The sequence below is a fragment of the Terrabacter sp. GCM10028922 genome, assembly GCF_042666095.1.
Taxonomy (GTDB): domain Bacteria; phylum Actinomycetota; class Actinomycetes; order Actinomycetales; family Dermatophilaceae; genus Terrabacter.
Genome location: NZ_JBHTFG010000010.1, coordinates 425,757 through 450,147 on the forward strand (window position 1 = coordinate 425,757; position 24,391 = coordinate 450,147).

At 70.7% G+C, this 24,391-nt stretch carries 23 protein-coding genes; 7 read left to right on the forward strand and 16 right to left on the reverse strand.

What is annotated here, in order from left to right:
• Positions 1-131: 131 nt before the first annotated feature.
• A complete protein-coding gene (locus ACFQU3_RS12660; RefSeq protein ID WP_385910254.1) occupies positions 132-1,067 on the forward strand; it encodes a hypothetical protein in 936 nt (311 codons plus the stop codon).
• On the opposite strand, the gene ACFQU3_RS12665 is transcribed toward ACFQU3_RS12660, so the two are convergent.
• From ACFQU3_RS12665 to ACFQU3_RS12685, 5 genes are all read right to left on the reverse strand, one after another.
• A complete protein-coding gene (locus tag ACFQU3_RS12665) occupies positions 1,064-1,219 on the reverse strand; it encodes a hypothetical protein (protein WP_385910256.1) in 156 nt (51 codons plus the stop codon). The genes ACFQU3_RS12660 and ACFQU3_RS12665 overlap by 4 nt on opposite strands.
• Positions 1,216-2,157: an SMP-30/gluconolactonase/LRE family protein gene (locus tag ACFQU3_RS12670; protein ID WP_385910258.1), complete on the reverse strand. Its 942-nt coding sequence runs from the start codon at positions 2,155-2,157 to the stop codon at positions 1,216-1,218. The genes ACFQU3_RS12665 and ACFQU3_RS12670 overlap by 4 nt, the downstream gene beginning before the upstream one ends.
• 88 nt (positions 2,158-2,245) lie before the next feature.
• The gene (locus tag ACFQU3_RS12675) at positions 2,246-2,824 is read right to left on the reverse strand and encodes a DUF6529 family protein (RefSeq protein ID WP_385910259.1); all 579 of its coding nucleotides are present in this window, start codon (positions 2,822-2,824) and stop codon (positions 2,246-2,248) included.
• A gap of 95 nt (positions 2,825-2,919) precedes the next feature.
• Positions 2,920-3,873 (reverse strand): aldo/keto reductase, encoded by a 954-nt coding sequence (locus tag ACFQU3_RS12680; protein ID WP_385910261.1) that lies wholly within the window; start codon positions 3,871-3,873, stop codon positions 2,920-2,922.
• Between the two features lie 65 nt (positions 3,874-3,938).
• The gene (locus ACFQU3_RS12685) at positions 3,939-4,445 is read right to left on the reverse strand and encodes an SRPBCC domain-containing protein (protein WP_385910263.1); all 507 of its coding nucleotides are present in this window, start codon (positions 4,443-4,445) and stop codon (positions 3,939-3,941) included.
• Between the two features lie 153 nt (positions 4,446-4,598).
• Between ACFQU3_RS12685 and ACFQU3_RS12690 the strand changes: the two genes are divergently transcribed.
• The gene (locus ACFQU3_RS12690) at positions 4,599-5,957 is read left to right on the forward strand and encodes a glutamine synthetase (RefSeq protein WP_385910265.1); all 1,359 of its coding nucleotides are present in this window, start codon (positions 4,599-4,601) and stop codon (positions 5,955-5,957) included.
• A complete protein-coding gene (locus tag ACFQU3_RS12695; RefSeq protein WP_385910267.1) occupies positions 5,957-7,123 on the forward strand; it encodes an amidohydrolase family protein in 1,167 nt (388 codons plus the stop codon). The genes ACFQU3_RS12690 and ACFQU3_RS12695 overlap by 1 nt, the downstream gene beginning before the upstream one ends.
• Before the next feature lie 31 nt (positions 7,124-7,154).
• Here the strand turns inward: ACFQU3_RS12695 and ACFQU3_RS12700 are convergent, their stop codons facing one another.
• The 4 genes from ACFQU3_RS12700 to ACFQU3_RS12715 form a co-directional block, all read right to left on the reverse strand.
• Positions 7,155-9,464 (reverse strand): caspase domain-containing protein, encoded by a 2,310-nt coding sequence (locus ACFQU3_RS12700; RefSeq protein WP_385910268.1) that lies wholly within the window; start codon positions 9,462-9,464, stop codon positions 7,155-7,157.
• Entirely contained in the window at positions 9,461-9,838 is a 378-nt protein-coding gene (locus tag ACFQU3_RS12705) for a hypothetical protein (protein WP_385910270.1), read from the reverse strand. Before ACFQU3_RS12705 ends, ACFQU3_RS12700 begins: the two co-directional genes overlap by 4 nt.
• A 465-nt stretch (positions 9,839-10,303) precedes the next feature.
• The gene (locus ACFQU3_RS12710; RefSeq protein ID WP_385910272.1) at positions 10,304-11,428 is read right to left on the reverse strand and encodes a hypothetical protein; all 1,125 of its coding nucleotides are present in this window, start codon (positions 11,426-11,428) and stop codon (positions 10,304-10,306) included.
• A gap of 128 nt (positions 11,429-11,556) precedes the next feature.
• On the reverse strand, positions 11,557-12,186 hold the full coding sequence (locus tag ACFQU3_RS12715) for an antitoxin (RefSeq protein ID WP_385910274.1): 630 nt from the start codon (positions 12,184-12,186) through the stop codon (positions 11,557-11,559).
• Positions 12,187-12,374: 188 nt separating this feature from the next.
• Here ACFQU3_RS12715 and ACFQU3_RS12720 point away from each other — a divergent pair, with 188 nt between their 5' ends.
• Positions 12,375-12,893 carry a peptidylprolyl isomerase gene (locus tag ACFQU3_RS12720; protein ID WP_385910275.1) on the forward strand — a complete coding sequence of 173 codons (519 nt, stop codon included), beginning with the start codon at positions 12,375-12,377 and terminating at the stop codon, positions 12,891-12,893.
• Between the two features lie 86 nt (positions 12,894-12,979).
• Positions 12,980-13,882: a rhomboid family intramembrane serine protease gene (locus ACFQU3_RS12725; protein WP_385910277.1), complete on the forward strand. Its 903-nt coding sequence runs from the start codon at positions 12,980-12,982 to the stop codon at positions 13,880-13,882.
• Between the two features lie 251 nt (positions 13,883-14,133).
• On the opposite strand, the gene ACFQU3_RS12730 is transcribed toward ACFQU3_RS12725, so the two are convergent.
• A complete protein-coding gene (locus tag ACFQU3_RS12730; RefSeq protein WP_188028851.1) occupies positions 14,134-14,385 on the reverse strand; it encodes a cell division protein CrgA in 252 nt (83 codons plus the stop codon).
• Positions 14,386-14,572: 187 nt separating this feature from the next.
• Between ACFQU3_RS12730 and ACFQU3_RS12735 the strand changes: the two genes are divergently transcribed.
• Positions 14,573-15,355: a DUF881 domain-containing protein gene (locus tag ACFQU3_RS12735; protein ID WP_385910279.1), complete on the forward strand. Its 783-nt coding sequence runs from the start codon at positions 14,573-14,575 to the stop codon at positions 15,353-15,355.
• A gap of 38 nt (positions 15,356-15,393) precedes the next feature.
• Positions 15,394-16,023: an aminodeoxychorismate/anthranilate synthase component II gene (locus ACFQU3_RS12740; RefSeq protein ID WP_385910281.1), complete on the forward strand. Its 630-nt coding sequence runs from the start codon at positions 15,394-15,396 to the stop codon at positions 16,021-16,023.
• A 119-nt stretch (positions 16,024-16,142) separates the two neighbouring features.
• Here ACFQU3_RS12740 and pknB read toward each other — a convergent pair whose 3' ends face one another.
• From pknB to ACFQU3_RS12770, 6 genes are all read right to left on the reverse strand, one after another.
• The gene (pknB, locus tag ACFQU3_RS12745) at positions 16,143-17,996 is read right to left on the reverse strand and encodes a Stk1 family PASTA domain-containing Ser/Thr kinase (RefSeq protein ID WP_385910283.1); all 1,854 of its coding nucleotides are present in this window, start codon (positions 17,994-17,996) and stop codon (positions 16,143-16,145) included.
• A 103-nt stretch (positions 17,997-18,099) separates the two neighbouring features.
• Entirely contained in the window at positions 18,100-19,455 is a 1,356-nt protein-coding gene (locus ACFQU3_RS12750) for a serine/threonine-protein kinase (RefSeq protein ID WP_385910285.1), read from the reverse strand.
• On the reverse strand, positions 19,452-20,912 hold the full coding sequence (locus ACFQU3_RS12755) for a peptidoglycan D,D-transpeptidase FtsI family protein (protein WP_385910287.1): 1,461 nt from the start codon (positions 20,910-20,912) through the stop codon (positions 19,452-19,454). Before ACFQU3_RS12755 ends, ACFQU3_RS12750 begins: the two co-directional genes overlap by 4 nt.
• Positions 20,909-22,306 (reverse strand): FtsW/RodA/SpoVE family cell cycle protein, encoded by a 1,398-nt coding sequence (locus tag ACFQU3_RS12760; protein WP_385910288.1) that lies wholly within the window; start codon positions 22,304-22,306, stop codon positions 20,909-20,911. Before ACFQU3_RS12760 ends, ACFQU3_RS12755 begins: the two co-directional genes overlap by 4 nt.
• Positions 22,303-23,733, reverse strand: a complete 1,431-nt coding sequence (locus ACFQU3_RS12765; RefSeq protein ID WP_385910289.1) for a protein phosphatase 2C domain-containing protein — start codon at positions 23,731-23,733, stop codon at positions 22,303-22,305. The genes ACFQU3_RS12760 and ACFQU3_RS12765 overlap by 4 nt, the downstream gene beginning before the upstream one ends.
• A gap of 4 nt (positions 23,734-23,737) precedes the next feature.
• A complete protein-coding gene (locus ACFQU3_RS12770) occupies positions 23,738-24,340 on the reverse strand; it encodes an FHA domain-containing protein (protein WP_385910290.1) in 603 nt (200 codons plus the stop codon).
• Positions 24,341-24,391: the final 51 nt, after the last annotated feature.

The following is a 24,391-nucleotide window of genomic DNA, read 5'->3' on the forward strand; positions in this document are numbered from 1 at the left end:
ACGTGACCCCTCAGCTGCAGGGGCGAGCACGGGTTTGAGTACGGAGACTGATGCCCCGGTCGGGTCCCGTGCCTAGCCTCGGGCAGGGTCGGCGCCCGCTCCGTGAGGTGCCGCGTTCACAGGGGAGTGACATGAAGGCAGTTGCGCGCGTGACCGTGCTGTTCGCGATGGTGGTCGGGGTGTTGCTCGGCACGAGCTCGGTGGCCCAGGCGGCCTACTACAACGAGTACTCCGACATCGCGTCGACGCCGGACTCCAACAGCTGCACGGCGGCCCAGGGCTTCGCGGCCGGTGCGACCTACCTCTACGTCGTCAAGACGAAGGGCGACGACTCGAGGGCTGTCATCTACCGGGTCAACAAGAGCACCGGCAAGCGCGAGCTCATGACCAACGGCACCGACAAGCGGTCGTACAACACGTGGCTCGGCCACGCCAACGACATGACGATCAGCGACATCGACGGCCGGCACCACCTGTTCGTCGTGACGATGAAGAGCAGCGGGGCCCAGCTCGTCAAGCTGCGCTACGACGGCACGACCTACTACAAGGTGGGCTCGTACGCCGTGAAGCTCGGCGGGGTCACCAAGACGGTGTCCGGGATCAGCCGGGTGTCGGTCTCGAGCACCACGCTTACGTTCTTCTTCAAGTCCGGCGCCGCGGTCTACAACGGCAGCATCCCGCTGCGGGCCAACACCGGCACCGTCAACCTCTCCAAGGCCTTCGACCTCAAGGTCGCTGGTGCGCTCGTCAACGGCAAGACCGTCTCGGACCTGACGACCTTCACCAACCAGGGCTTCTTCTACGACGCCTCGACCAAGCTCCTCTACTACCCGCTGACCAAGGACAACCGCAGCATCGTCCTCGTCTACCGAGGCATCACGGCAGCGACCCGCGGCACGCTGACCTCGACGAGCACCCTGTCGTTCCGGATCACGTCGTCGGTCTACTCGAAGTTCGAGATCGAGAGCGTGGGCACGAGCGGCGGCAGGCTGTACTTCAACACCAACCGCTCCAACTCCAGCGGCGCCCATGACGGGGTGCACGTCTTCAAGGGCTACTCCGGCTAGTCACGCGTGCGCCCGACCCGGTCGCTGAGGGCGCCGCCGAGAGGCTTCAGGAGCATGAGGACGACGAGGGCGACGAGGTTGACCCACGTCGCGGTCATGCCCTGGCCGGCATACGTCGCCTTGACGGTCGTGGGCCCGTTGACGCGTCTCACCGCTCGACGAGGACGACCTCGTACTCGTCGGCTGTCGGCGGGAAGCCGGTGTCGAACTTGGCGTTCACGGCGGCGAGCTGGTCGCCGTGAAGCGCGATGGTCGACGGCGTCTGGAACAGTTCACTGGTGATGACGTCCTCGACGACCGCTCCGGTCAGATCTGGGTTCGGTCGTAGCCGGGTGACCTGGTTGAGGAAGGGCTCGGCCACCCAGAGCCTCCCGGACTCGTAGAGGATTCCGTCCGGAGCGACGCCCGCCACAAGAAGCTCACTTGCGCCGGTCAGCGGATCGACGGTGTAGAGCGCCCCGTTGGTCGAGTGGGCCACGATCAGCGTGCGCCCGTCCGGTGTGGCGGCGATGCCGTTCAGGTTGAAGTCGCCGCTGGTGTCGGCCGCTGGACCGGTCAGCGTCAGCACGTTGAAGTCTCCTGGTGTCCCGGTTGGGCTGATCGGCACGAAGTAGAGCTTCGGCTGCACGGAGTCGGTGAACCAGGCACCGTCCTGAGTGATCACCACGTCGTTGATGATCGACGTGCCCGGCGTCCCGAACTGGTACGTCGCGACGGCCGCACCGGTGGTGCCGTCGTAGACGTAGCCCTGGCCGGTGAAGCCACCGGCGACGAACAGCTGACCACTGGCGTCGTCGAGCTTCAGGCCCAAGGCCATGTGATCAGGTGGCGCGTCGATGAACTGTTCGGCGGTGCCACGTTGGAGATCACCTCGGAAGATGTCACCGCCGAAGAGCTCTCCGGCGTAGAACGTGGAGCCACGCCCAGCTGCGACACCTTCAGCCGAGCTCGCGCCCGGCAGCACGATGACCTCCTCGGCCGGCGCCGCAGCGGCCGGCGTCAGCCACGTGACCGCCGCAAGAACCGCCAATCCCACCGCGCCCAGCAGTCGACGCCGTGATCGGAGAATCCACAGATCGATGCCTGGCATGGGGACCTCCCCCACTCGTTCGGCCGCGACTTTTGCCGTAAGGGGACGCTAGCGCACGAGGAACCGGACTGTCACCGGTCCTGAGTGCTTAGCCACCCGAGCCGGGCCAGCCGTTGGCGCCGATGTACCAGACGGCCGACGTCAGCACGACGACGACGAGCAGAGCGAAGAGCAGACCGCCGGCCACGGGAAGGAACCACCCGGGTGCTCGCCTTGACCGGACTGCCACGACCTTGACCACAACCGCACCGATGACGGCGCATCCGAGTACGCCGTGCACGACCGTCCGCGCCGGCACGGGCTCCCCGTCGGCGAAGGTCCCGGTCTCCAGGCCGAGGGCCCAGAGGCAGTGGTACGCGACGACCACGGTGAGCACGAGAGCGATCGCTCCCGAGGTCCGGTGAGCGGTGCCGAGCCAGGACGGCGCCCTGACGCCGAGCTTGCCGTACATCCAGAGCGCCCCGATGAGCTGGACCACGGCGAGCACTCCGATCACGACGGAGAGCACGACCTTCATGTCGATGACCGTGCGGAAGCCGAACGTCGTCGTGCCGGCGAGGGTCGGGTCGTGCACCTTGCCGAACACCCCGACGAGCAGCGCAACGACCGCTCCTGCGATGAACGCCGTCAAGGGGACGGACATGCTCCTCGGCGTGCTGTCTGCCATGGGGTCAGGATGCTCCTGGGCGGCTCGTTCCGGACCGGAACGCCGTGAACGCCCCACACTGGCGCCCGTCGTCGACGCCCGGGGCGCCCATCGAGCTAGCGCCAGGCTCGCGTCGCAACCTCGAGCGTGTCGATCTCGTCCTGGGTCAGGTGGAACGTCAACGCCTCGGCATTCGCCATGGCCTGCTTGCGGTTCTTGGCTCCCGGGATGGGCAGGATCGTGTCGTTCTCGATCAACCAGCGAAGAGCCACCTGAGCCGGGGTCCTGCCGTGGCGCTCGCCGATCTCCCGCAGCAAGGCGGTGACCGGCTCGAGGGCCGCCAGACCCCGACGGTCGAACGGTTTGCGGTACCGCCGCAGGCCTCTGGGTCGGTTGGCCCGGGTGTACGTGCCGGTCAGCGCGCCGCTGGCCAGCGGCTGGTAGGCGATGAGGGTGACGCCGAGCTCACGGCAGGTATCCAACACCCCGTTGGTCTCGGGTCGGCGGTGCAGCAGCGAGTACTGCACCTGGTTGGACGCGAGCGGGATGCCGCGCCGGGCCAAGGCCGCGTGCGCCTGGCGCATCTGGTCGGCGGAGTAGTTGCTCACTCCGACGGCGCGAACTCGTCCGGCAGCCACGGCATCGGCCATGAGGTCCATCAGGCGTGGGATGTCCACCCGCCGCGAGGGGAAGTGGTGCTGGTAGAGATCGACGTGGTCACGTCGCAGCCGGGCCAGGCTGTCGGCGAGCTGGCCCGGCATGTCGTCGGCGCCGGCCCGCAGAGTGGCGGGGAACTTCGTCGCGATCAACGCTGCGTCACTGGAGAGCTCGCCGAGCCGCCGCTCCGAGGCGCCGCCGGCGTACATGGCTGCCGTGTCGAAGAGGGTCACCCCCGCCGCGATGCTGACCTGCCATGCGGCGCGCTCCTCGTCGAGGCCCTCCGCGCCGCCGTAGGCGATCTTGGCCGGGTGGAGCCGGGCCAGCCCGTGCGCCTCTCCCCAGGTCATCGCACCGACGCCGAGCCGCGGCACGAGCACGTCGCTGCGTCCCAGCGGCTGGGTAACTGGCATGGTGCGACCGTCCTGTCCCTTCGTGGCCGTCACCCAACCGTACTGGCTGGTCCGGCAGCGACGAACTACCTGACGGCGACGGTCAGTGCGTTGAGACGCAGCTGGATGCCTCCGCGCAGATGAGCCAGGTCGACGTCCCCATCACCGTCGCTCGCCACGATCAGGGCCACCTGCTCGGTCCAGGTCAGCCGCGTCGACACCGAGGTGGGTGGGTCGACGCTCGCGACCACTGCGTCGTCGCCCCCGTCGGCCACACCGAGCTCCACCGTCACCAAGGACGCCCAGCGCACCACGCCGTCGACGACAGCCCGGTACGCGAAGACGATGCGCTGATCGTCGACGAGCTCGAGGTAGTGCGACTGGTTCTCCAGCTGCTCGGTCGGGGAGTCGAGGGTGGTGAACGACGCCCGAGCGTTCTCGCCACCTCCTACGCGGAAGTCGTGCGCGTAGCGGGCGCCGGAACCCGGCATCCGGATCCACCGCCGCCGGATGGTGTCTTCGGCAAACGCCGCATACACGGCCGCCGGAGGCGCGGGCAGGGTCCTGGTCAGGACGAGGGTGTCGTGCCGCATGGTGGTGCAAGGCGCACGGGCGCGAATCTAGTCCCGGAGGCTGATCGCGCGCGTGATCGCGCAACCGGTTCGTCCTGGCGACAGCACGACCTGGCGCGCGATCAGCTCGCCCCAGCTGTCGCCACGAGCTACCCGCCGGAGCAGACTGCCCTCATGAGCGACAGCGACCTCACCGAGCCGGCCGAGCTGACCGAGTCACTCGCCCGGCAGGGCGTACGCATCGTCGCGGGCTGGGCGACCAACGCCTCGAACCTCGTTCACGCCAAAGCGATGCCGGTCGCACGCACCGCCGACTTCGTCACCGCCGGGGCCGGCATGTCGCCCGTCTACAACGGGTACTCGCTCGACGCCTCGATCCAGCTCACGCCGTTCCACGACGCGGTCGGCGACCTGCGGCTGCGCCTCGTCCCCGAGGCCGTACGCGTGCTGCCGGGTGGGGTGGCCGCCGGACCGACGTATGCCGTCACCCAGGACGGCGAGCCCGACCCGGCCGAGCCCCGCGGCATCCTGGCCCGCACCGTTGCTCGCCTGGAGGCTGTCGGCCTGACCCCGCTCGTCGGCCACGAGCTCGAGTTCGTCCTCGTTGCGCCCGACGGCTCGGCGCTGCCAGCAGCCTCGTGGACGCCGTACGGGCTCTCGGCGGTCGTCGACCGATCGACTTTGATCGGCGAGATCGTCGAGGCGGCGGCCGCAGCGGGTCTCGGCGTCGAGCAGGTCCACGCGGAGTACGGGGCGCACCAGCTGGAGCTGTCCCTCGCGCCACAGTCCCCGGTCGAGGCGGCTGACTCCGTCATCCTGCTCAAGACCGTCGTCGGCGTCGTCACCCGCGCGCACGGCCTCGCCGCGTCGTTCTCGCCGGTGCCCTTCGCCGGCCTCGTGGGCAACGGCGCGCACCAGCACCTGTCCCTCGTGGCCGACGGCGCGAACCTGTTCGGTGACGAGGCAGCGTCCGGATCCGCCGACCTGACCGGCCCGGGTGGGCACGCGATCGCCGGCATCCTCGACGGGCTCCTCGGCGCCCAGGCCGTGCTCGCCGGGTCCGTGCTCTCCGGCCTCCGTCTCCAACCAGGCATGTGGTCGGGGGCGACCGTCTGCTGGGGCACCGAGAACCGTGAGGCTGCCGTGCGCTACCTCGCACCCGGTCCGGCCAACCCGCACGGCGCCAACATCGAGGTCAAGCTCGTCGACCCGTCGGCCAACCCGTACCTCGCAACGGCCGTCATCCTCGGCCTCGCCCTCGACGGCATCGAGCGCACCCTCCTGCTGCCGCCGGAGACGACGCTCGACGTCGGCCAGCTCGACGCCGAGGACCGCGCCGCCGCGGGGCTCGAGCTCGTGCTCACCGACCACACCGCGATCCTCGACGCCTTCACCGGCTCGGTCGCCGAGCACGTTCTCGGCGAGCAGGCGGCAGCCGCCCTCCTCGCCGTCCGGCGCCACGAGGGCGAGGTCTTCGCGGACCTCGATGCCACCGAGCTGACGGCTCGCCTCCGGCTCGCCTGGACCGTCTGATGGCCGACCGCTGGGCCGGCGCGGCCGCAGAGCTGCTCGAAGAGCTCGACCGGATCCGGCTCGTCGACCACCACGTGCACGGCGCGCTGAGGGAGGCACCGACCCGGACGGCATACGGCGACGCGCTCAACGAGGTGGACACCGATCCGCTTCCGCCGCAGGCGAACCCGTTCGACAGCCAGCTCGGCTTCGCCATCCGCGCGTGGTGCGCGCCGGTGCTCGGACTCGACCGGCATGCCTCCGCCGACGACTACTGGGCGGCCCGCGCCCAGCTTGGCGAGGACGAGGTCAACCGTCGCTTCCTGACCGCAGCCGGAGTCAGCCACTGGCTCGTCGACACCGGGTTCCGCACCGACGACCTGCTCTCCCCCGCCGCCATGGCCGACGCGGGCGGCGGGGACGCCCTCGAGGTCGTGCGCCTCGAGACGCTCGCCGAACAGGTCGTCGCCGACGGAGCCACCCCGAAGACGTATGCCGTCCGCTTCCGTGAGCTGCTCGAGCGCCGCTCGATCGGGGCCGTCGCCGCCAAGTCGGTCCTCGCGTATCGCGCCGGCTTCGACGTCGACCTCGGCCGGCCCGGTGATCGCGAGGTCGAGCACCACGTCGATGCCTGGCTGCGCCGTGGCGACCCGTCGAGGCTCACGGACCCACGCCTCATCGCCTTCGGCCTCCACGAGGCGGCCGCCAGTCGACTGCCGATCCAGCTGCACGTCGGGCTCGGCGACCGCGACCTGGACCTGCGCCGGTCCGACCCGCTCCTGCTGACCGAGCTCCTGCGCGACCCGAGCATCGCCCGCGTGCCGGTCATGCTCCTGCACTGCTACCCGTTCGAGCGCGAGGCCGGCTACCTCGCGCAGGGCTTCCGCAACGTCTTCCTCGACGTCGGCCTCGCCGTCAACCACCTCGGCGCCCGTTCACCCGCCCTCGTCGCCCGCAGCCTCGAGCTCGCGCCGTTCGACAAGGTGCTCTACAGCTCGGACGCCTGCGGCCCGTCGGACCTGCACTTCCTCGGCGCGCGGCTCTGGCGCAATGCGATGGCCACGGTGCTGGGCCGGTTCGTCGACGACGACGAGTGGTCCTTCGACGACGCCCGCCGCATGATGCGGATGTCCGCCCGGGAGAACGCGTTCCGCGCGTACGAGCGCCTCGCAGAGCGGCCGTCCTGAACCGGCCTTCGTGTCGCTCCCGGCCCTCTCGTCAAGCCGGCGCTGCGCGACGGCCGATGAAGCCGGCGCCGATGGCGAGCAGCGCAGTCGTCGTCACGAGCCACGGCATGCCCGACGCGTCACCACCTTCGGCCGTGAGCAGGACCCACTCCGACAGGACGAGCCCCAGGACGGCGATCGCCCACGCGAGCAGCATCATCCGGCCGGCGGCGCTGGGTCTGGCTGAGAGCGCCAGCAGCGTGAGCGCGACCGTGAGCAGTCCCCACAGGTAGAGGATGGCCGCCCAGTAGCCGGCGATGGGAATGTCGACAGAACCCACGTAGCCGGCGTAGTTTGCCAGCACGACCGCCGTGACGGCGGCAGTGGCCAAGACGGCATACGTGGCACCGTCGCGCCACGCGATCGGCCCCCGGGGAAGCGGTGAGCGCCAGGCCGTCACGGCGACGACGGCAAGACCGGTGATCGTGATGAGCGACTGCCCGACGAAGGCGAGCACCCACCCCACCACGATGTCCCGGTTCTCGATCCTGGACTCGACAGCGACGCCGATCGAGGTCAGGACGCCCATCCCTGCTGCAGCGACACATCCCGTCAGGAAGCCGATGGCCACGTCTGCGCGCACGCGCGGGGCCAGCACGAGCGCTGCCGCCACGACGGCGAGCAGTGCCCGGACGCCGGGTCCCAACAGGATCTCGACCGTCACCGTGGCGTCCTGGTCGGCGAACCACCACGTGGTGCCGGCGAGAACCATCACGGCGCCGATGAAGAGTCCCCAGGCGGGCCATCGACCCAGACGGCGTTCCTCCTCGGATGACTCCCCCGCCGACCCAGCGCCGATCCTCCGGTATGCCGTGTCCCCAGCCGTGCCCAGCGCCTCCTTCGTGTCCTCGAGCGGCCGCTCCACCGGCGTCGGCGGTGGCGTGATGTGCGGTTGGGCAGTGGGCTCGGCCGGCGTGAGGCGACGTTCGGTCAGCTCGGGGCCGCTTGCGGCCGTGGCGGATCCGGCCGCCTCACCGACCGGCTCGGGCGGCGTCGGCGCTGGAACCTCCGTCGGTGGGCTGGCCCATCGACTGGTCACCCGCGCCTCGACTGGCACGATCACCGATCCCGTCGACCCGATCAATGTCACGGTTCCGGCAAAGGCGCGACCGGGCGGTGACAACGACACCGTCACCGTCCCGCCCTCCACGAGGGCGGACAGTGGTGGGTCGGCCTCGGCGCGGACCTCGCGTGCGATCGGGAGCCCGTGCACGTGCAGCTCGCGCTCCACGGCGACGTCGGCGTCCGGGTGCAGGTCGCCGAAGTCGAGCGCCGTCGGCGTGACCTTGGGTGCGGCGGCGTCGATGACGGCGACGGCGTCGTCGGCCACGGACCTCGTGTCGGAGCGGGCAACCTCGCGCAGGGCCTCGAGCGCACCGAGGGCCACCCCGAGGTCCTCGTGCCCGAGCCGGTCGCGCAGCTCGAGCACCGCGCCGCGCCGATAGGTCGGGTCGGGGTTGCCCAGAGCGGTCCTCAGCGCCTCCGAGATCGGCACCGGACGGATCCGCCTGCGCCTGCTCCGCGCGAGGTACACCTCGCCGGACATCTCGACGTCACGGCCGGGGGTCTGGCGCGGGTTCTGCTCACGCACCCGGTCGAAGACGTAGTCGTAGAGCTCGCCGAGCGCCACGAGCCCGTCCTCGTCGCGGTCCGCCTCGCCGCTGCGCAGCCCCTCGACGAGCGCCGAGGTGAAGACCGAGGGCTGCGGCTGGTGGTCCGCCGTCAGCGTCGTGCCCTCGAAGGCGTACTCCATCGCACTCGACGCGCTGATCACCGCGCGTCCCCGGCCCCCGCCGAGCCGACCCGCCGGGAAGCTGTCGGCTACGTTGACCGGACCCCCCGCACGCACCGCCACGCCTTCACCGAAAGCGCCTCCGTAGCAGCAGTCGATGAAGAGCACGATGGTGCGCGCTCTGGCCGATCGCATGCACCGCTGGACGAAGTCCGCGGACACCGAGGTCGAGCCCAGCCGGTCCGGGCGGGTGTTGCGCGCCGCGAAGAAGAGCTCGCCCGTGTCGCTCTTCAGTCCGTGCCCGGAGAAGTGCAGCAGGAGCAGGTCCTCCGGGCGGCTGTCGGCGAAGAGATCGTCGATGTGGGCCTGCACCTCGTATGACGCCGCGTTGCGCACCACGGACACGTCGAAGCCGCCGATGTCCGAGTCGCCGAGCACCTCGGCCAGGGCACGCGCGTCGGCCTCGGGCGCACGCAGCTGGGTCAGGCTCGCGTGCTCGTAGGTGTCATTGGCGATGATGAGGGCGCGGCGCGTGCCGGCACTTTCCGGGGCGCCCGGCAGGGACGTCATCTGGCCTCCTCGTGTCGGCGCACGAAGAGGTCGAGCAGTCGCTGCTCCTCCGCCGACGACCCGCCCCTCAGCACGATCACGTCGCCGTCGATCTCGAGACGCACCGTGCGGGTGGTGCCGCGCTCCCGGCCGAGCCAGCCACGCAGCGTCGCCACGAGCGCGGTGAGACCCCCGGATCCGAGCACCGCGATCGCGAGGCTGTTCAGGGCCGCGACGTCGATGGCCCGGGTGCCGGGTGGACCGACGACTCGTGTCGTGGCGACCTCGAGCTCGTCGACCTGGCGCAGCTCCTCGAGGACGTTGCGGTGCAAGGCGTCGATGCGCGAGGCGTCCGCCTCACGCTCGTCCAGCCGCACGTCGACGATCATGCCCATCGGCCCACCTCACGGTGCCGGAGTCCCCTCGGTCGATCGTACTCGCGAGACCACGGGCCAGCCGGGCCTTCACGCACCGTCCCGGCGGGTCCGGTGGACCGGCCGGTCGCCCGGTCCACCGCCAATCGACGGCTGACTTGCTCTGGCGCAACCCGCGGCCTGGTGCCATGCTCGTCAGAGCAGCATCGTCCGAGCCTCCCCGAGGCCCGGATCCAGCGGCGTTTCGCGTGGAAGGACCCAGCACTGACACGCTCAATGTGATGCAATCTTCATCGAGCCCCTCGCGCAACCAGCCAGTTCATGGCAGACTGGGTGCAGCGAAGGGTTGGGCCCGCACGAACCGCGCCCAGCCCTTCTGCTTGTGCTGGCTCGCACTGTCCCCCTGTCGGTGCGAGCCAGCTCAAGCAGAGAAGGACCCGGATGCCTCAGGCACCCGGGTCCTTCTCTGTGTGGAGTCGCGCTTTGTCAGCTCGAGCGGTCTCCCTGTTCCTTGGCCATCCGCGCCTTGGCCGACCCACGCGGTGACGCCTTCGTCGAGGCCCCGTTGATCGTGCCGCCCTCGACCGCGTCAGACGTGATCGCATCGGAGTCCGGCGCTGCGTCGACGGCCGTCACCTGCCCAGGGCTTGCTGACGCGCCGGCCGGCTCCTCGGTGTCGGCACCGTAGGCGTCGGTCGCGTCGTCGATGGCCTCACCGGAGCGGTCCTTGGCGTCGGCGATCGCCGCCTGGCCCTTGGCCGCGAGGTCGCCTGCCTTGTCCCTGGCCTTGCTCGCGGCGTCGGCGACGACCTCCTTCGCATGGCCGACCTGCTCGGCTGCCTTGTCCTTCAGGGTCGCGCTGTCCGTGGTGCTGACGGCACCCGCCGCACCCGCGGAACGGGAGTCGAGCGGGGTCGCCCACGGGTCGTCGGCCTCCTTCTGCTTGCGGAAGGCCGCGACCGCGGCCACGGCTGCGGCCGACAGGCCGATGGCGATGAGCCACCTGCCCTTGCCGCGCCGCTTCTTCGCGACGGCATCGCCCTTGAGCACGGCGTAGGCATCCTGGGCGCGGTGCCCACCCACGGCGGCGGTCTCGCGCGCCTGAGCGGCGGCCTGCTCCAGGTGCGGCTGGGCCGCCTCACGCGCCTGCTCGGCGCCGGCTGCGAGGGCAGCGGCAGCGGTCGCGATGGCTGCTCCCACCTTCGGCAGCACCGACTCGACCAGCGTCGACTGCGCCGACTCGACCCTGGGCCGGGCCCGGTCGGCCGCCTCGTGCAGCGCCTCTCCGGCGACCTCGCGGGCGCTCACGGTAGCGTCGTGGAAGCGGTCGCGGGCCACGTCGGCGGCGTCGTGCAGCGCCGGGGCCGCAGCCTCGCGGGCCGCGAGGAAGCGCTCTCGTGCCGCGTCGGCAGCGTCGTGCAGGACCGGCGTCGCGGCCTCCCGAGCGGCATACGCCCGGTCTCTGGCGGCGGCGGCTGCCCCGCTCGCCGAGTCGGCGGCACCATGTCTGAGGGAGCCGAGCCGGTCGCCTGCTGCCGACCCGAGATCGGCTGCCGCAGCTCGCGCCTGGTCGACGGCAGCCTCCGTGCGGGACTGCTTGGTTCGGAACATGCGTCCTCCTAGGTCCTCTCGTCCTTACCCATCCTGCCAAGTTCGGCCACGAACCGCACGGAGGGCGCCGGCGGGTGGGTCGCACCCGTCGGAGACGCCCGGTCCCGTATGCCGTGTGCCTCGACCACTCAGCTCGTGGCCTCGTGCGGGGGCTGGGCCGCGCGGTCGGTCCCGCGTTCGGTCGCGAGGTCGGCGTCCTCGGGCTGAGGAGCGTCGCCGTGGCCGGGCGTGCCGGGCGTGGCAGGCGGGTGGTCGAGTCCCAGCACGGTGTCCTCGAGCGTCGTGTCGGTGAGCGACTCCTGCGTCGGGGCCGGGAGGTCACCTGCCGCGGCGTCGAAACCGGTCTCGTCCGGCGTCGTGGCCGTGGCGTCCGTCGTCGGGTCCACCGCTGTCGGCGCCTCGGGGTCGACCGGGTAGGGCGCACCGGGGGTCACGTCGGCGGCGCCCGCGGCTGCGGCCGCGCCGGTTGCGGTCGTCGGCCCTGCCGTGTGGCCCTCGGCGACCTTGTCGACCCCCTTGGCGACCTGGTCCTTCACCTTGACGACCTTGTCGTGGTACTTCCCGTCGGTCTTCTCGTCGATCTTGGCGGTCGCCGACTCGACGTAGCCGTCGATCTTCTCGCGGTTCTCGGCGGCGAAGTCGCCTGCCTTCTCCCGCGCCTGCTTGGCCGCGTGTGCCGCGGTCTCCTGCAGGTGCTTCGCCTTGGCTTCGAGGTCGAGCTCCTCGGCCTTCTTCTTCAGCTTGTCCATGAACGACATCGGCACTCCGTCCTGCACCGGGCCGGGCCCGGCGACTCATCGGGTCGCGTCCTCATCTGGCGGTGAGGATGATCCTTCCCCTTGGGCAACGGTGGGTCCACTTGAAGGGTTCCGTGCCCCACCGGTCATACTCACGCTTACCCGGCCGGACGGCATACGTGCTCATCCGCCGTGCGAGGATTGGGCGCATGAAGGCAACCCTGCACACGAACCACGGCGACATCGTCGTCGACCTCTTCGCGCACCAGGCCCCGAAGACGGTGGAGAACTTCGTCGGCCTCGCCAAGGGCGAGAAGGAGTACAAGGACGAGGCGGGACGCACCAACCCGACCCCGTTCTACGACGGCCTGATCTTCCACCGGATCATCCCGAACTTCATGATCCAGGGCGGCTGCCCGCTCGGTCAGGGCTTCGGTGGGCCGGGCTTCACGTTCGACGACGAGATCAGCCCCGACAAGGACTTCACCAAGCCCTACGTCCTCGCCATGGCCAACGCCGGCAAGCGCATGGGCCGCGGCACCAACGGCTCGCAGTTCTTCATCACGACCGCTGCGACCACCTGGCTGCAGGGCAAGCACACGATCTTCGGCGAGGTCGCCGACCAGGCGTCACGAGACGTCGTGGACAAGATCGGTGCGGTCGCCACGGGTGCCAACGACAAGCCGCTCGAGGACGTCGTCATCAACTCGGTCACCATCGAGGACTGACCTCACCTCATCCACGGACGCGACCGGCAGGGGGAATCCCGTTGTCTGACAACCCGACCAGTGGCCAGCCCCCGGTGGAACCGGACGTGCCACAACCCGCTGCCGGTCCGTCCGTGTGCCCGCGCCACCCTGACCGGGAGGCGTACGTCCGCTGCCAGCGCTGTCGACGCCCCGCGTGCCCCGAGTGCCAGCGGCCCGCGGCAGTGGGCATCCAGTGCGTCGACTGCGTGCGCGAGGCCGCCCGCACCGCCCCCAGCGCGCGCACCGTCTTCGGCGGCCGCGCGACCGACGGCACGCCCGTCGTGACGTACGCGATCATCGCCGTCTGCGCCGTCGCCTACCTCGCCCAGCGGGCGAGCCCAAGTGTCACCGGGGACTTCGCCTTCGCCCCGGCGCTCGGCTGGACCGAACCGTGGCGCTTCGTCTCGGCCGCGTTCCTCCACTCGCCGGACACCATCTTCCACATCCTGCTCAACATGTTCGCGCTGTGGTCGCTCGGCCAGTACCTCGAGCCGATGCTCGGGCGCGCCCGCTTCGCGGCGCTGTACCTCATCAGCGGTATCGGCGGCCAGGTCGCCGTCACGCTGCTCGCCGGCTCGCCGACGCGGGACGGGCTCATGACCGGCACGGACCGGCCTTGGGTCACCGGGGTCGTCGGTGCCTCTGGCGCGATCTTCGGCCTGTTCGGCGCTCTGCTCGTGCTCAACCGCCACCTCGGCCGGTCCTCGACCGCGATGTACGCGACGATCGCGATCAACGCGGCCTTCGGCTTCCTCTATCCCGGCATCTCGTGGCAGGCCCACCTCGGCGGCCTCGTCACCGGCCTGGCGTGTGCCGGCGTCATCGTCGCGTTCCGACGCCAGCGCATCCGTCAGCTGGTGTGGGTCGCCCTCGGCGGAGTGCTCGCGGTCCTTGTTGCCGTGACCGTCGCGAAGTACCTCTCGGTTCCGGAGGCCATCCGGATGATCGACTCCAGCGACTTCCGCTGAGGCTCCCGGTGAGAGTTGTCCACCGCCTGTGGAAAAGCCTGTGGATGTAGTTACACACGTGTGATTCATCCCCAGCTGGGGACAATGGTGTGGATAACCGTGGCGATGCGCGGTCCGGGTTGTGCACGGCCATCATCCACAGCTGTGGACCACAGACGACGACGCCGGCTGTCCACAGATGTGGACAGCCGGCGTCGTGGTCTTGTGGGCAGCCGGAGCGCCTCAGCGGGGCCTCAGCGGCGTCAGCGGCGTCAGCGCCAGCGCATCGTCATGATGAAGCCACCCATGAGCAGGACGAAGCCCACCCCGAGGTTCCACACACCGATGGACCCGATGGGGTACTTATACTCGCTCACGTAGTAGACGACGATCCACAGCAGCCCGAGGACGAGCAGCGTGATGAAGACGGGCGCCCACCAGGTGGGGTTGGGCTCTGCGGCCTTGCTCGTGCGGGGCGGGGTGTACGCCGTCGCCTTGTGGTCGCGGCCTTTGGACTCGGGCACTGCTTTCTCCTTGCTCTGAGTTGAGCCAAGGGTAGCCAATGACCGGTGTCATGGACGGGCTCACCGCGTACTGCCGGCGCTCGACGGCACCCCGAGCCCTCGCCGCCGCACCTGAGATCGGTCCGATGAGGCGAGCCGTGCACAATGGTGTCAGCGCGGAGGGTCCGCGCGAGCGAGGACATCGGTGATGACGGACGTCGACCCGCCCGAGGTGGCGCACGACGACGTGGCCCCGGCGGCTCCGGCACCCCGCCGGCGCGTGACCTGGCGCCTGCTCGTGCCCGTCGTCACGGCTGCGGCAGGCGTGATGTTCGCGATGAGCTTCCAGGCGGCGCAGGGCCGAGACCTGCGGGCCGACCGCGACCTGCCGCAGCTCATCATCGAAGGTGACGCCCGCGTCGCCGAGAAGGCGACGGACCTCGACGAGCTCCAGAAGGAGGTCGAGGCCCTCGCCAAGGCCAGTGCGCCGACCGACAAGCACCTCTCGAGCCTGACCCGCGCCGCCGACGAGCTCGCCGCCACGGCCGCGACGACCAAGGTCAGGGGGGAGGCCATCGAGGTCACCCTCGACGACGCCAAGCGCACCGCCGACTCCCTGCCCGACGGCTTCACCGCCGACGACATCGTCGTGCACCAGCAGGACGTGCAGGCCGTCGTCAACGCACTGTGGACCTCGGGCGCCGAGGCGATGATGATCCAGGACCAGCGGGTCATCTCGACCAGCGCGGTCCGCTGCGTCGGCAACACCCTGATCCTCCAGGGGCGTGTCTACGCCCCGCCCTACCGGATCACCGCGATCGGTGACATCGACCGCCTGCAAGAGGGTCTCGACGCGGACCCTGCGGTCAACATCTACCGCCAGTACGTCGACGCCGTCGGTCTCGGCTACGGGATCCACACCCACACCTCGATCGAGTTCCCGGCATACTCGGGGTCGGTCGACTTCCAGTACGCGTCGCCGATCCGCTGAGCGCCCGTCCACCGCCGCCACCACCACTGAGGCCCCGCATGACCCGCATCCTCGTCGTCGACAACTACGACAGCTTCGTCTACACCATCGTCGGCTACCTCGAGCAGCTCGGCGCCGAGTGCACGGTCGTGCGCAACGACGCGGTGCCTGCTACGGACGCTGCGGCCTACGACGGCGTCCTCGTGTCACCGGGCCCGGGCACCCCCGAGGAAGCCGGGGTGTCGATGGACATCATCCGCGAGTGCGCACGGCTCTCGAAGCCGATGTTCGGCGTCTGCCTCGGCCACCAGGCCCTCGGCGTCGTCGCCGGCGCGACGGTCGGCCGCGCACCGGAGCTGCTCCACGGCAAGACCTCGCTGGTGCACCACGACGGCACCGGCGTCCTCGAGGGGCTGCCCAGCCCGTTCACCGCGACGCGCTACCACTCGCTGACGATCGACCCCGCGACCCTTCCCGACGAGCTCGTCGCCACCGGCCACACCGACTCGGGCCTCGTCATGGCCGTGCGTCACCGCGACCTGCCGCTGCACGGCGTGCAGTTCCACCCCGAGAGCGTCCTCACCGAGGGCGGTCACCGGATGCTCGCCAACTTCCTCGCCATGTGCGGTGACGGCGAGGCCGTCGAACGCTCGGTTGGGCTGAGCCCGCTCGTCACCGCTGCCGTCTGACGTCGCCCTCTGATGTCGCCGTCTGACGTCGCCGTCGGGGCGTATGCCGTCGGGCGGACGACAGTGCCCACTCGACCTCGTCATCCGGTCGAGTGGGCACTTTCCACCGTGCAGCCGGGTCAGGGAAGCAGCGTGGTCGGCTCGACAGTGCCTGTCGGCGGCTCGGTCGTCGCGGGCGGCGGGGTGACGGTCACCGTGGACGGGCTCGGGCTCGGCGCGCGGGCCACCTTGACGACGATCTCGGTGCCGATCTTGACGACGTCGCCGGCCTTGTCGACCGAGAGCACCTCGTCGGGGTTCTTGTCGGAGTCGACCGTCTGCTTGCGCGGCTCGAGGCCGGCGTTTTGGAGCGCGACCGCGGCCAGGGCCCAGTCCTGCCCGACGAGGTTGTCGGGCACCTTGACGTTGCCGGTGGCGTAGAAGATACGGATCTTGGTGTCCTTGGACACGACCGCCTGGGCGGCCGGCTCGGTCTTCGTCACCTTGTTCTTGTCCTGGTCGGGCGTGTTCTCCTCGGTGAAGCCCGCGACGGCGAAGCCTGCCTTCTCGAGCTCCTCGCGGGCGGTGTCCTTGTCGAAGCCCGTGACGTCCGGGACCGTGAGCGTGTCGGGGCCGGACGAGACGACGTACTTGACGACCGACTGCTCGGCGACCTGCGTGCCGGACTCGGGGTACTGGCTGATGACCGAGCCCTTGTCGACGTCGCTGCTCGCGGCGGTCGTCTTCTCGCCGCGTAGGCCGTTGGTCGTCAGGGTTCGGGCGGCGACGTCCTCCTTCATCCCCTCGATGGTCGGGACGGCGACCTTGGTGACGTTGGGCGTCTGGTTGCTGAACCAGGAGGCCGCGCCCCAGCCGACGAGGGCGAGGACGGCGATGACGAGCGCCGTGATGAGAGCGGCCTTGCCCCGGCCGCCCTGCCGGCCCCTGGAGTCGGTCTCCTCGTGGCCGACGGCCGGGAGGCCGGCAGTGTTCTGGTACCGCTCGCGCCGGGACGTCATGGCGGGCTGCACCGCGGTCGGGGCGCCGGGCGAGGCATACGACTGCGGGAGGGTCTGGGTCGCGGCGGCGCCGACGACTGCAGCGGTGCCGAGCGCCGCGGCGCTGATCTGGCGACCGAGACGGACGTTCTCGAGGTCGGCCCGGAAGGACGCGGCGTCCTGGTAGCGGGCCTCGCGGTCCTTGGCCAGGGCGTGCAGCGTCACGGCGTCGAGGTCGCCGCCCACCGAGTCGTTCCACACGCTCGGGGGCTGCGGGAGCTCACCGACGTGCTGGTACGCGATGGCGACCGCCGAGTCGCCCGTGAACGGCGGACGGCCGGCGAGCAGCTCGAAGAGGAGGCAGCCGGTCGAGTAGAGGTCGGAGCGCTCGTCGACCGTCTGGCCCTGCGCCTGCTCGGGCGAGAGGTACTGGGCGGTGCCGACGACCGACTGGCTCTGCGTCATCGTGGCGGCGGTGTCGGCGATCGCCCGGGCGATGCCGAAGTCCATCACCTTGACGTGGCCGCCGCTCGTGATCATGACGTTGGCGGGCTTGATGTCGCGGTGGACGATGCCCATCCGGTGGCTGTAGGACAGTGCGTCGAGGATGCCCTCGGTGACCCGGATGGCCTCGGCCGGGTCGAGCTGCTGGTGCTGGGTCAGCTTCTGGCGCAGCGTCTCGCCGTCGACGTACTCCATGACGATGAACGGCAGGGTCGTGCGCGTGCCGTTGGGTCCTTCGGTGAAGCTCTCGTCCTCACCGGAGTCGAAGATGGCGACGATCGAGGGGTGGTTGAGGCCGGCCGCGGACTGGGCCTCGCGCCGGAAGCGCATGAGGAAGTTCGCGTCGCGGGCGAGGTCGGAACGCAGCATCTTGATGGCGACCTGACGGCCCAGCCGGGTGTCGTGGCCGAGGTGCACGTCGGCCATGCCGCCTCGGCCGATCAGCTCGCCGACCTCGTAACGTCCACCGAGGACACGGGCTGCGGTGCTCACGTCGATCGCCTCTGCTCGTTGGGGAACTGCTCGTCCGGCTGGTGGTTCATCCTGGTCCGCTCGTCGGGCGCCTGTGTCGCGCTGCTCGGGCTGGTCTGTCATGTCACTTGTCCTTGCCGCCCTTGCCCTTGCCCTTGCCCGGCTTGGTCGGCTCGGGGGTGGTGGGCTCGACGGGCTTGGTCGTCGTCGCGGTCGTCGCCGTCGTGTGCGTCGGTGTGGGCGACGTCGTCGACCTCGTGGTGCTCGTGGACGGGGCCGGCGTGCCGGCCGAGGCCGTGTGCGAGGGCGGGGCCGTCGGGGTGGTGGCCGGGGTGGGTCCACCCATGATGCTGCCCAGCGCGAAGGCCCCCCAGGTGACGAGGGCGACTGCCGGGACGGCCAGCCATGCCAAGCGGGAACGAGAGCGGCGCTGACCGGATCGGCTTGTCCGCGAGGTGGATCCGCCGGAGTGCCGGCTGGCGCGAGTCGCGGTGATCGGCATGGCGCGCGTCGCGTCGACCGGCGACGGTGCCGACAGGACCGGCGCCGGCACGGCGGCCGTGGTCGTGGCCGTCGTCGTGGCGTCGGCCAGCACCTCGGTGGCGTCGGTAGGGAGCACCTCGGTCGCGTCGTCCGCGGGCGGCGGGGACGACGCCGGCAGGGCACCGAGCGGAACACCGGTCGCCTCGGCCACCGTTCGGGCATCGGCGGGCCGGTCGCCCGGTGACTTCGCGAGGCTCGCGACGACGATGGCGCGCAGGTCTGCGGGCACCGTGTCCGGTAGGTCCGGCGGCGGGTCGTTGACCTGCGCGAGGGCGGTCGCGACCGGCGTGCCCATGTCGAACGGCTTGCGGCCCGTCAGCATCTCGTGTGCGACGACCCCGAGCGAGTAGACGTCGCTCGCCGCGGTGGCGGGCTCGCCGAGGGCCTGCTCGGGGCTGATGTAGTCAGGGGTGCCGAGGACTTCGCCGGTGATCGTGTGGCCCGACCCGGCGCCCAGGCGCGCGATGCCGAAGTCGGTGAGCTTCGCCTGCCCAACGGGCGTCACGATGATGTTGGCCGGCTTGACGTCGCGGTGCACCATGCCCGCCTCGTGGGCGACCGAGAGGGCGAGGGCGGCCTGACCGAGGATCGAGCGCACGTCGTCTGCCGGCATACCGTCGGGGTGCGCGTGGATGAGCTCGCTGACGGTGCGGCCCGGCACGAGCTCCATCACGAGGTATGCCGTGCCGTCCTCCTCGCCGTAGTCGAAGACGGCCGCGATGTTGGGGTGGTGGAGCGACGCGCTGCCACGCGCCTCGTCGCGGAACCGCTCGAGGAACGCCTCGTCGTCGGGACCCGGCGCGCGCATGATCTTGACGGCGACGGCGCGCTGGAGCACCTCGTCGGTGGCCTCCCACACGACGCCCATGCCGCCCGCCGCGATGACGGAGCCGAGGGTGTAGCGACCACCGAGCGTCGCACCGGTCGTGAGTGTCATCGGCTCAGCACCGCCTCCATGACCTCGCGGGCGATCGGCGCGGCGACCCGGCCGCCGCCCACCTCGCTGCCCGTGACGCCGCCGTCCTCCACGACGACCGCGACGGCGACCTTGGGGTCGGTGGCGGGCGCGAAGGAGATGAACCACGCGTGCGGGGGCTTGTCGGGGTCGTGCTGCGCGGTACCGGTCTTGCCGGCCACCTCGACGCCGTCGATCTGCGCCCGCGCGCCGCTGCCGTTCTGCACGACGGACACCATCATCTTCGTCAGGGTCGAGGCGGTCTGCTCCGACACCGCCTGCGAGAGCTCCACCGGATCGGGCGTCGACTCGATGATGTCGAGGTTGGCGCTGCGCACGGACTCGATGAGGTACGGCGTCATGACCCGGCCGCCGTTGGCGATCCCGGCCGCCACCATCGCCATCTGCAACGGGGTCGTGCGCACGTCGTACTGACCGATCGCGGCCTGCGCGGCCTGCGGCGCGTTGAGGTCGGCCGGCACCGAGCTCGTCGCGACCCGCATCGGCACCTGCAGGGAGTCGCCGAAGCCGAACTTGGCGGCCTGCGCTCTCAGCTTCTCGCCGCCGAGCTCCAGACCGAGCGAGCCGAACGCGGTGTTGCACGAGATCTCGAGCGCGTGGATCAGGGTGGTCTCGTCGCCGGGCCCGCACGCCTGGCCGTTCTCGTTGGGCAGGTTGGTGCTCGTCAGCGGCAGGTCGAGCTTGGCCGGGCCGGGGACCGTTGAGCCCTCGTCGGTGGCGATGCCGTCTTCGAGCGCGGCCGCGGCCGTGACGACCTTGAAGGTGGACCCGGGCGGGTACACGCCACTGATGGCCCGGTTGAGGTAGGCCTTGCCCTTGTCGGTCGACAGCGACTGCCAGGCCTTTGCGGCCTTGGACAGGTCGTGGCTCGAGAGCGGGTTGGGGTCGTACGTCGGGTGGCTGACCATGGCCAGGATCGCGCCGGTCTTCGGGTCGAGCGCGACGACCGCACCCTGGCTGTCGCCGAGGGCCTCGTCGGCCGCGGCCTGCGCCTTGGGGTCGATGGTCAGCTCGACCGTCGCGCCGGAGGTCTTGCGGCCCGTGATGAGGTCGGTCATGCGGCGCACGAACAGCGTGTCGGCGTCACCCGAGAGGAGGTCGTCGGACGCGTGCTCGAGGCCGTACGGCGCGCCGACGGAGTACGAGTAGAAGCCGGTCAGCTGGGAGTACAGCTCACCCTGGGGATAGCTGCGCAGGAAGCGGTACTGGTCCTCGACGGGCACCGACTTCGCGACGGCCTGGCCGCCGACGATGATCGAGCCGCGCTCCCGTGAGTAGTTGTCGAGGAGGGTGCGCTTGTTGGTCGCCATCGCACCGAGGGACTTCGCCTGGGCGAACTGCACGATCGTCGAGGCGACGAGCAGGGCCGTGAAGAGGCACGCGATGAGGACGGAGAGCCGACGGATGGGGGTGTTCACGGCAGCTTCACCACCTGGGTCAGCTCGGCCGGTGCCGGCTCGTCGGCGGCGACCCCGACGGGCATCTCGGGCATCGGTCGGCGGGCCTGGTCGGAGATGCGCAGGAGCAGGGCCATGATCACCCAGTTGGCGAGGAGGGACGAGCCGCCGAGCGACATGAAGGGGGTCGTCAGGCCGGTCAGCGGGATGACGCGCGTGACGCCGCCGATGACGATGAACAGCTGGAAGGCGACCGAGAACGACAACCCGATGGCGAGGAGCTTGCCGAAGCCGTCACGCACGCCGAGCGCCGTGCGGATGCCACGCTCGCAGAACAACAGGTAGAGCACGATGATCGCGACGGCGCCGAAGAGGCCGAGCTCCTCACCGAGGCTCGGGAAGATGAAGTCGCTCTCCGCGAACGACGTGAGGTACGGCCGACCGGCGCCGAGGCCGGTACCGGTGAGGCCGCCGGAAGCCATGCCCCACAGACCGTTCGCGAGCTGGTTGGAGCGTTCGAGGTTGTCCTGCGAGAACGGGTCGAGCCACAGGTCGACGCGCTTCTGGAAGTGCGTGAACGCCGACAGTGCGAAGGCGACGGCCGCGGCGAAGAGGAGCAGGCCGATCGCGATCCACGAGACGCGCTCCGTCGCGACGTAGAGCATCGCGACGAAGAGGCCGAAGAACAGCAGGGCCGAGCCGAGGTCCTTCTGGAAGACGAGGATGAGCAGGGCGAGGACCCATGCGACGAGGATCGGGCCGAGGTCGCGTCCGCGCGGGAACGTGAAGCCGAGGACCTTCTTGCCTGCCAGCGAGAGCACGTCTCGGGTCTGCACGAGGTAGCCGGCGAAGAAGATGGCGAGGGCGATCTTGGCGAACTCACCGGGCTGGAAGTTCATCGGTCCGATGGAGATCCAGATCTGCGAGCCGTTGATCGTGCGGCCGATGCCGGGCACGAGCGGCAGCAGGAGCAGCACGAATCCGACGGCCATTGTCACGAAGGTGTAGCGGCGCAGCAGCCGGTGGTCACGCAGGGCGAATAGGACGCCGACGGCGAGGGCGACGGCGAGCGTCGTCCAGATGATCTGGCGGTACGCGTCGCCGTCGGCGCCGAGCTTGCCCGCGGCCAGGTCGAGGCGGTGGATCATGACGAGCCCCAGACCGTTGAGGACGGTCGTGATCGGCAGGAGCACGGGGTCGGCGTAGGCGGCCTTCCAGCGCAGCACCAGGTGCACGCCGAGCGCGAGGACGGTGAATCCGCCCGCGACCGGGATGATGTTGGCCGGGACCGTGCCGTTGCGGTTGAGGTCGGTCGTGACCCACGCCATCATGACGATGGCGACCGCGAGCAGCAGCAGGAGCAGCTCGGCGCCGCGGCGCGTGCGCGGGGTCAAGGGCTCGACGGTCGTCGTCACGCGACCTCCCCGATGGCGCCGGGACCACCGGCGGCGGCGACGCGCGGCGGGGTCGTCGTGGTCGGCTTCGGCGCCGTCGTGCTCGGCCGCGGCACGGTGGGCGTGGTCGGCGCGGTGCTCGGCGGCGTCGAGGGCACCGTCGACGGGGTGGGCGTCGGGCTCGTGCCGCACGGCGTGCCGGTCTGGGCGAGGTGCTGGCAGCGCTGCGCCTCCGTGCGCAGGGCGTCGACCTTGGTCCGTGCGTCCGCGAGGTCACGTGCCGAGATCGTGTTGCCGACCGAGCCCTGCACGTCGACCGGCAGGTCGGAGACGCGCACGTCGGACTGTGACTCGAGGTGCGAGAGGGTGATCGGGCCGATGTCCTGCGAGACGCCTCGGAAGATGGCGACGCGGCCGGCGTCGGCGGCGACGAAGTACTGCTTCTGCGACCACGCCCAGGCGGCGTACCCGCCGCCGCCGAGGATGGCGGCGATAACGAGCGCGGCCAGGATGCGGGTCACGATCTTCGAGCGCCGCGAACGGGTGCGGTCCTCGGCCAGCTCGAGCGAGTCGTCGTCGGCGTCGGAGCGGCCGGTGGCCTGGCGCGACAGGGCCGCCGCCTTCTCGGCAGGGCTCGTCGGGATGGCGCGCGTGCGGCCCCGCATGCGTCTGCCGGCGGCGCCGACGACCTGCGGCACCGTGGTCGGCAGGTCGTCGCCGTCGGCGTCGACGACCTCCGCGACGATGACGGTCACGTTGTCGCGCGTGCTGGCCTTGAGGGCGACCTCGATGCACCGGTCGGCGGCCTCGGCCGGAGTGCGTGCCTCGCGGACGATCTCCTCGATGACGTCCGCGCCGACGAAGTCCGACAGGCCGTCGGAGCAGAGCAGGAAACGGTCGCCGATCTTCGCCTCGCGCAGTGACGTGTCGGGCTCGTCGTCGGGCTGGCCGGTCATGACGCGGGTGACGACCGAGCGCTGCGGGTGGTGACCGGCCTCCTCCCTGGAGATGCGGCCCTCGTCGATGAGCTGCTGCACGAAGGAGTGGTCCTTCGTGATCTGCGAGAACGTGTCGCCTCGCAGCATGAAGGCCCGGGAGTCTCCGATGTGGGCCATCGCGAGCTTGTTGCCCGTGCGGAGCATGACGATCGTCGTGCTGCCCATGCCGGCGAGGTCGGAGTTCTCGCGCATCGCCTTGGTGAGCTTGGCGTTCGCGGCGTGCAGCGCCTCCTCGAGGAGCGGGATCGCCTGGTCGGCGGTGACGTCCTCCTCGTCGAGCGGGGCGAGCTCGCCGACGATCATCGAGCTGGCGACGTCGCCTGCAGCGTGCCCGCCCATGCCGTCCGCGAGGACGAGCAGGTTGGGGCCGGCGTATCCCGAGTCCTCGTTGCGGGACTTGGGTCCCAGCCCGAGGTCGGAGCGCGCGGCGTAGCGCAGGGCGATGGCCATCGGCTCAACCTCGCAGTTCGAGGACGGTCTTGCCGATCCGCAGCGTGGTGCCGACCTCGACGGGTCGCGAGCCGGTCAGCCGGTCGCGACCGATGAAGGTGCCGTTGGTGGAGCCGAGGTCCTCGACGACCCAGCCGTCGCGGCCGGAGGTGTCGGGGTAGATGCGGCAGTGCCGGCCCGATGCGTAGTCATCGTCGAGCACGAGCGCGCACTCCGGGTTGCGGCCGATGAGGACGCCGCCGCTGCGGAGCGGCAGCGACGTGCCGGTGAGCGGGCCCTCGGTGACGACGAGCCTCGTCGGGACGCTCTTGCCCCGGCCCCGTCCGCGCCACCCGGACGCGCCCGACCCGGCCTCCGCCGCAGGCGCCGCGCCGGCTGCCCCTGCTGCGGCGGCCGCGCCCCCGCCGCCGGGCGAGGGGACGGGGGTTCGGCGTGCGCTGGGTTGGCGGTCCTTCGCCTGCGCCTGCTTGGCTGCCTTGCGCTGGCCGCGCCTGTTCACGGCGGTGCCGTAGATGTCGGTGCGGAGCACGCCGACGACGCTGAAGATGAAGATCCACAGCAGCGCGAGCAGACCCAGCCGCAGCAGGGTCAGGGTGAGTTCACTCATGCGTCACCACAGGTCATCACCGGACGGGCGTGGTCCAAGGCCTTCATCGTG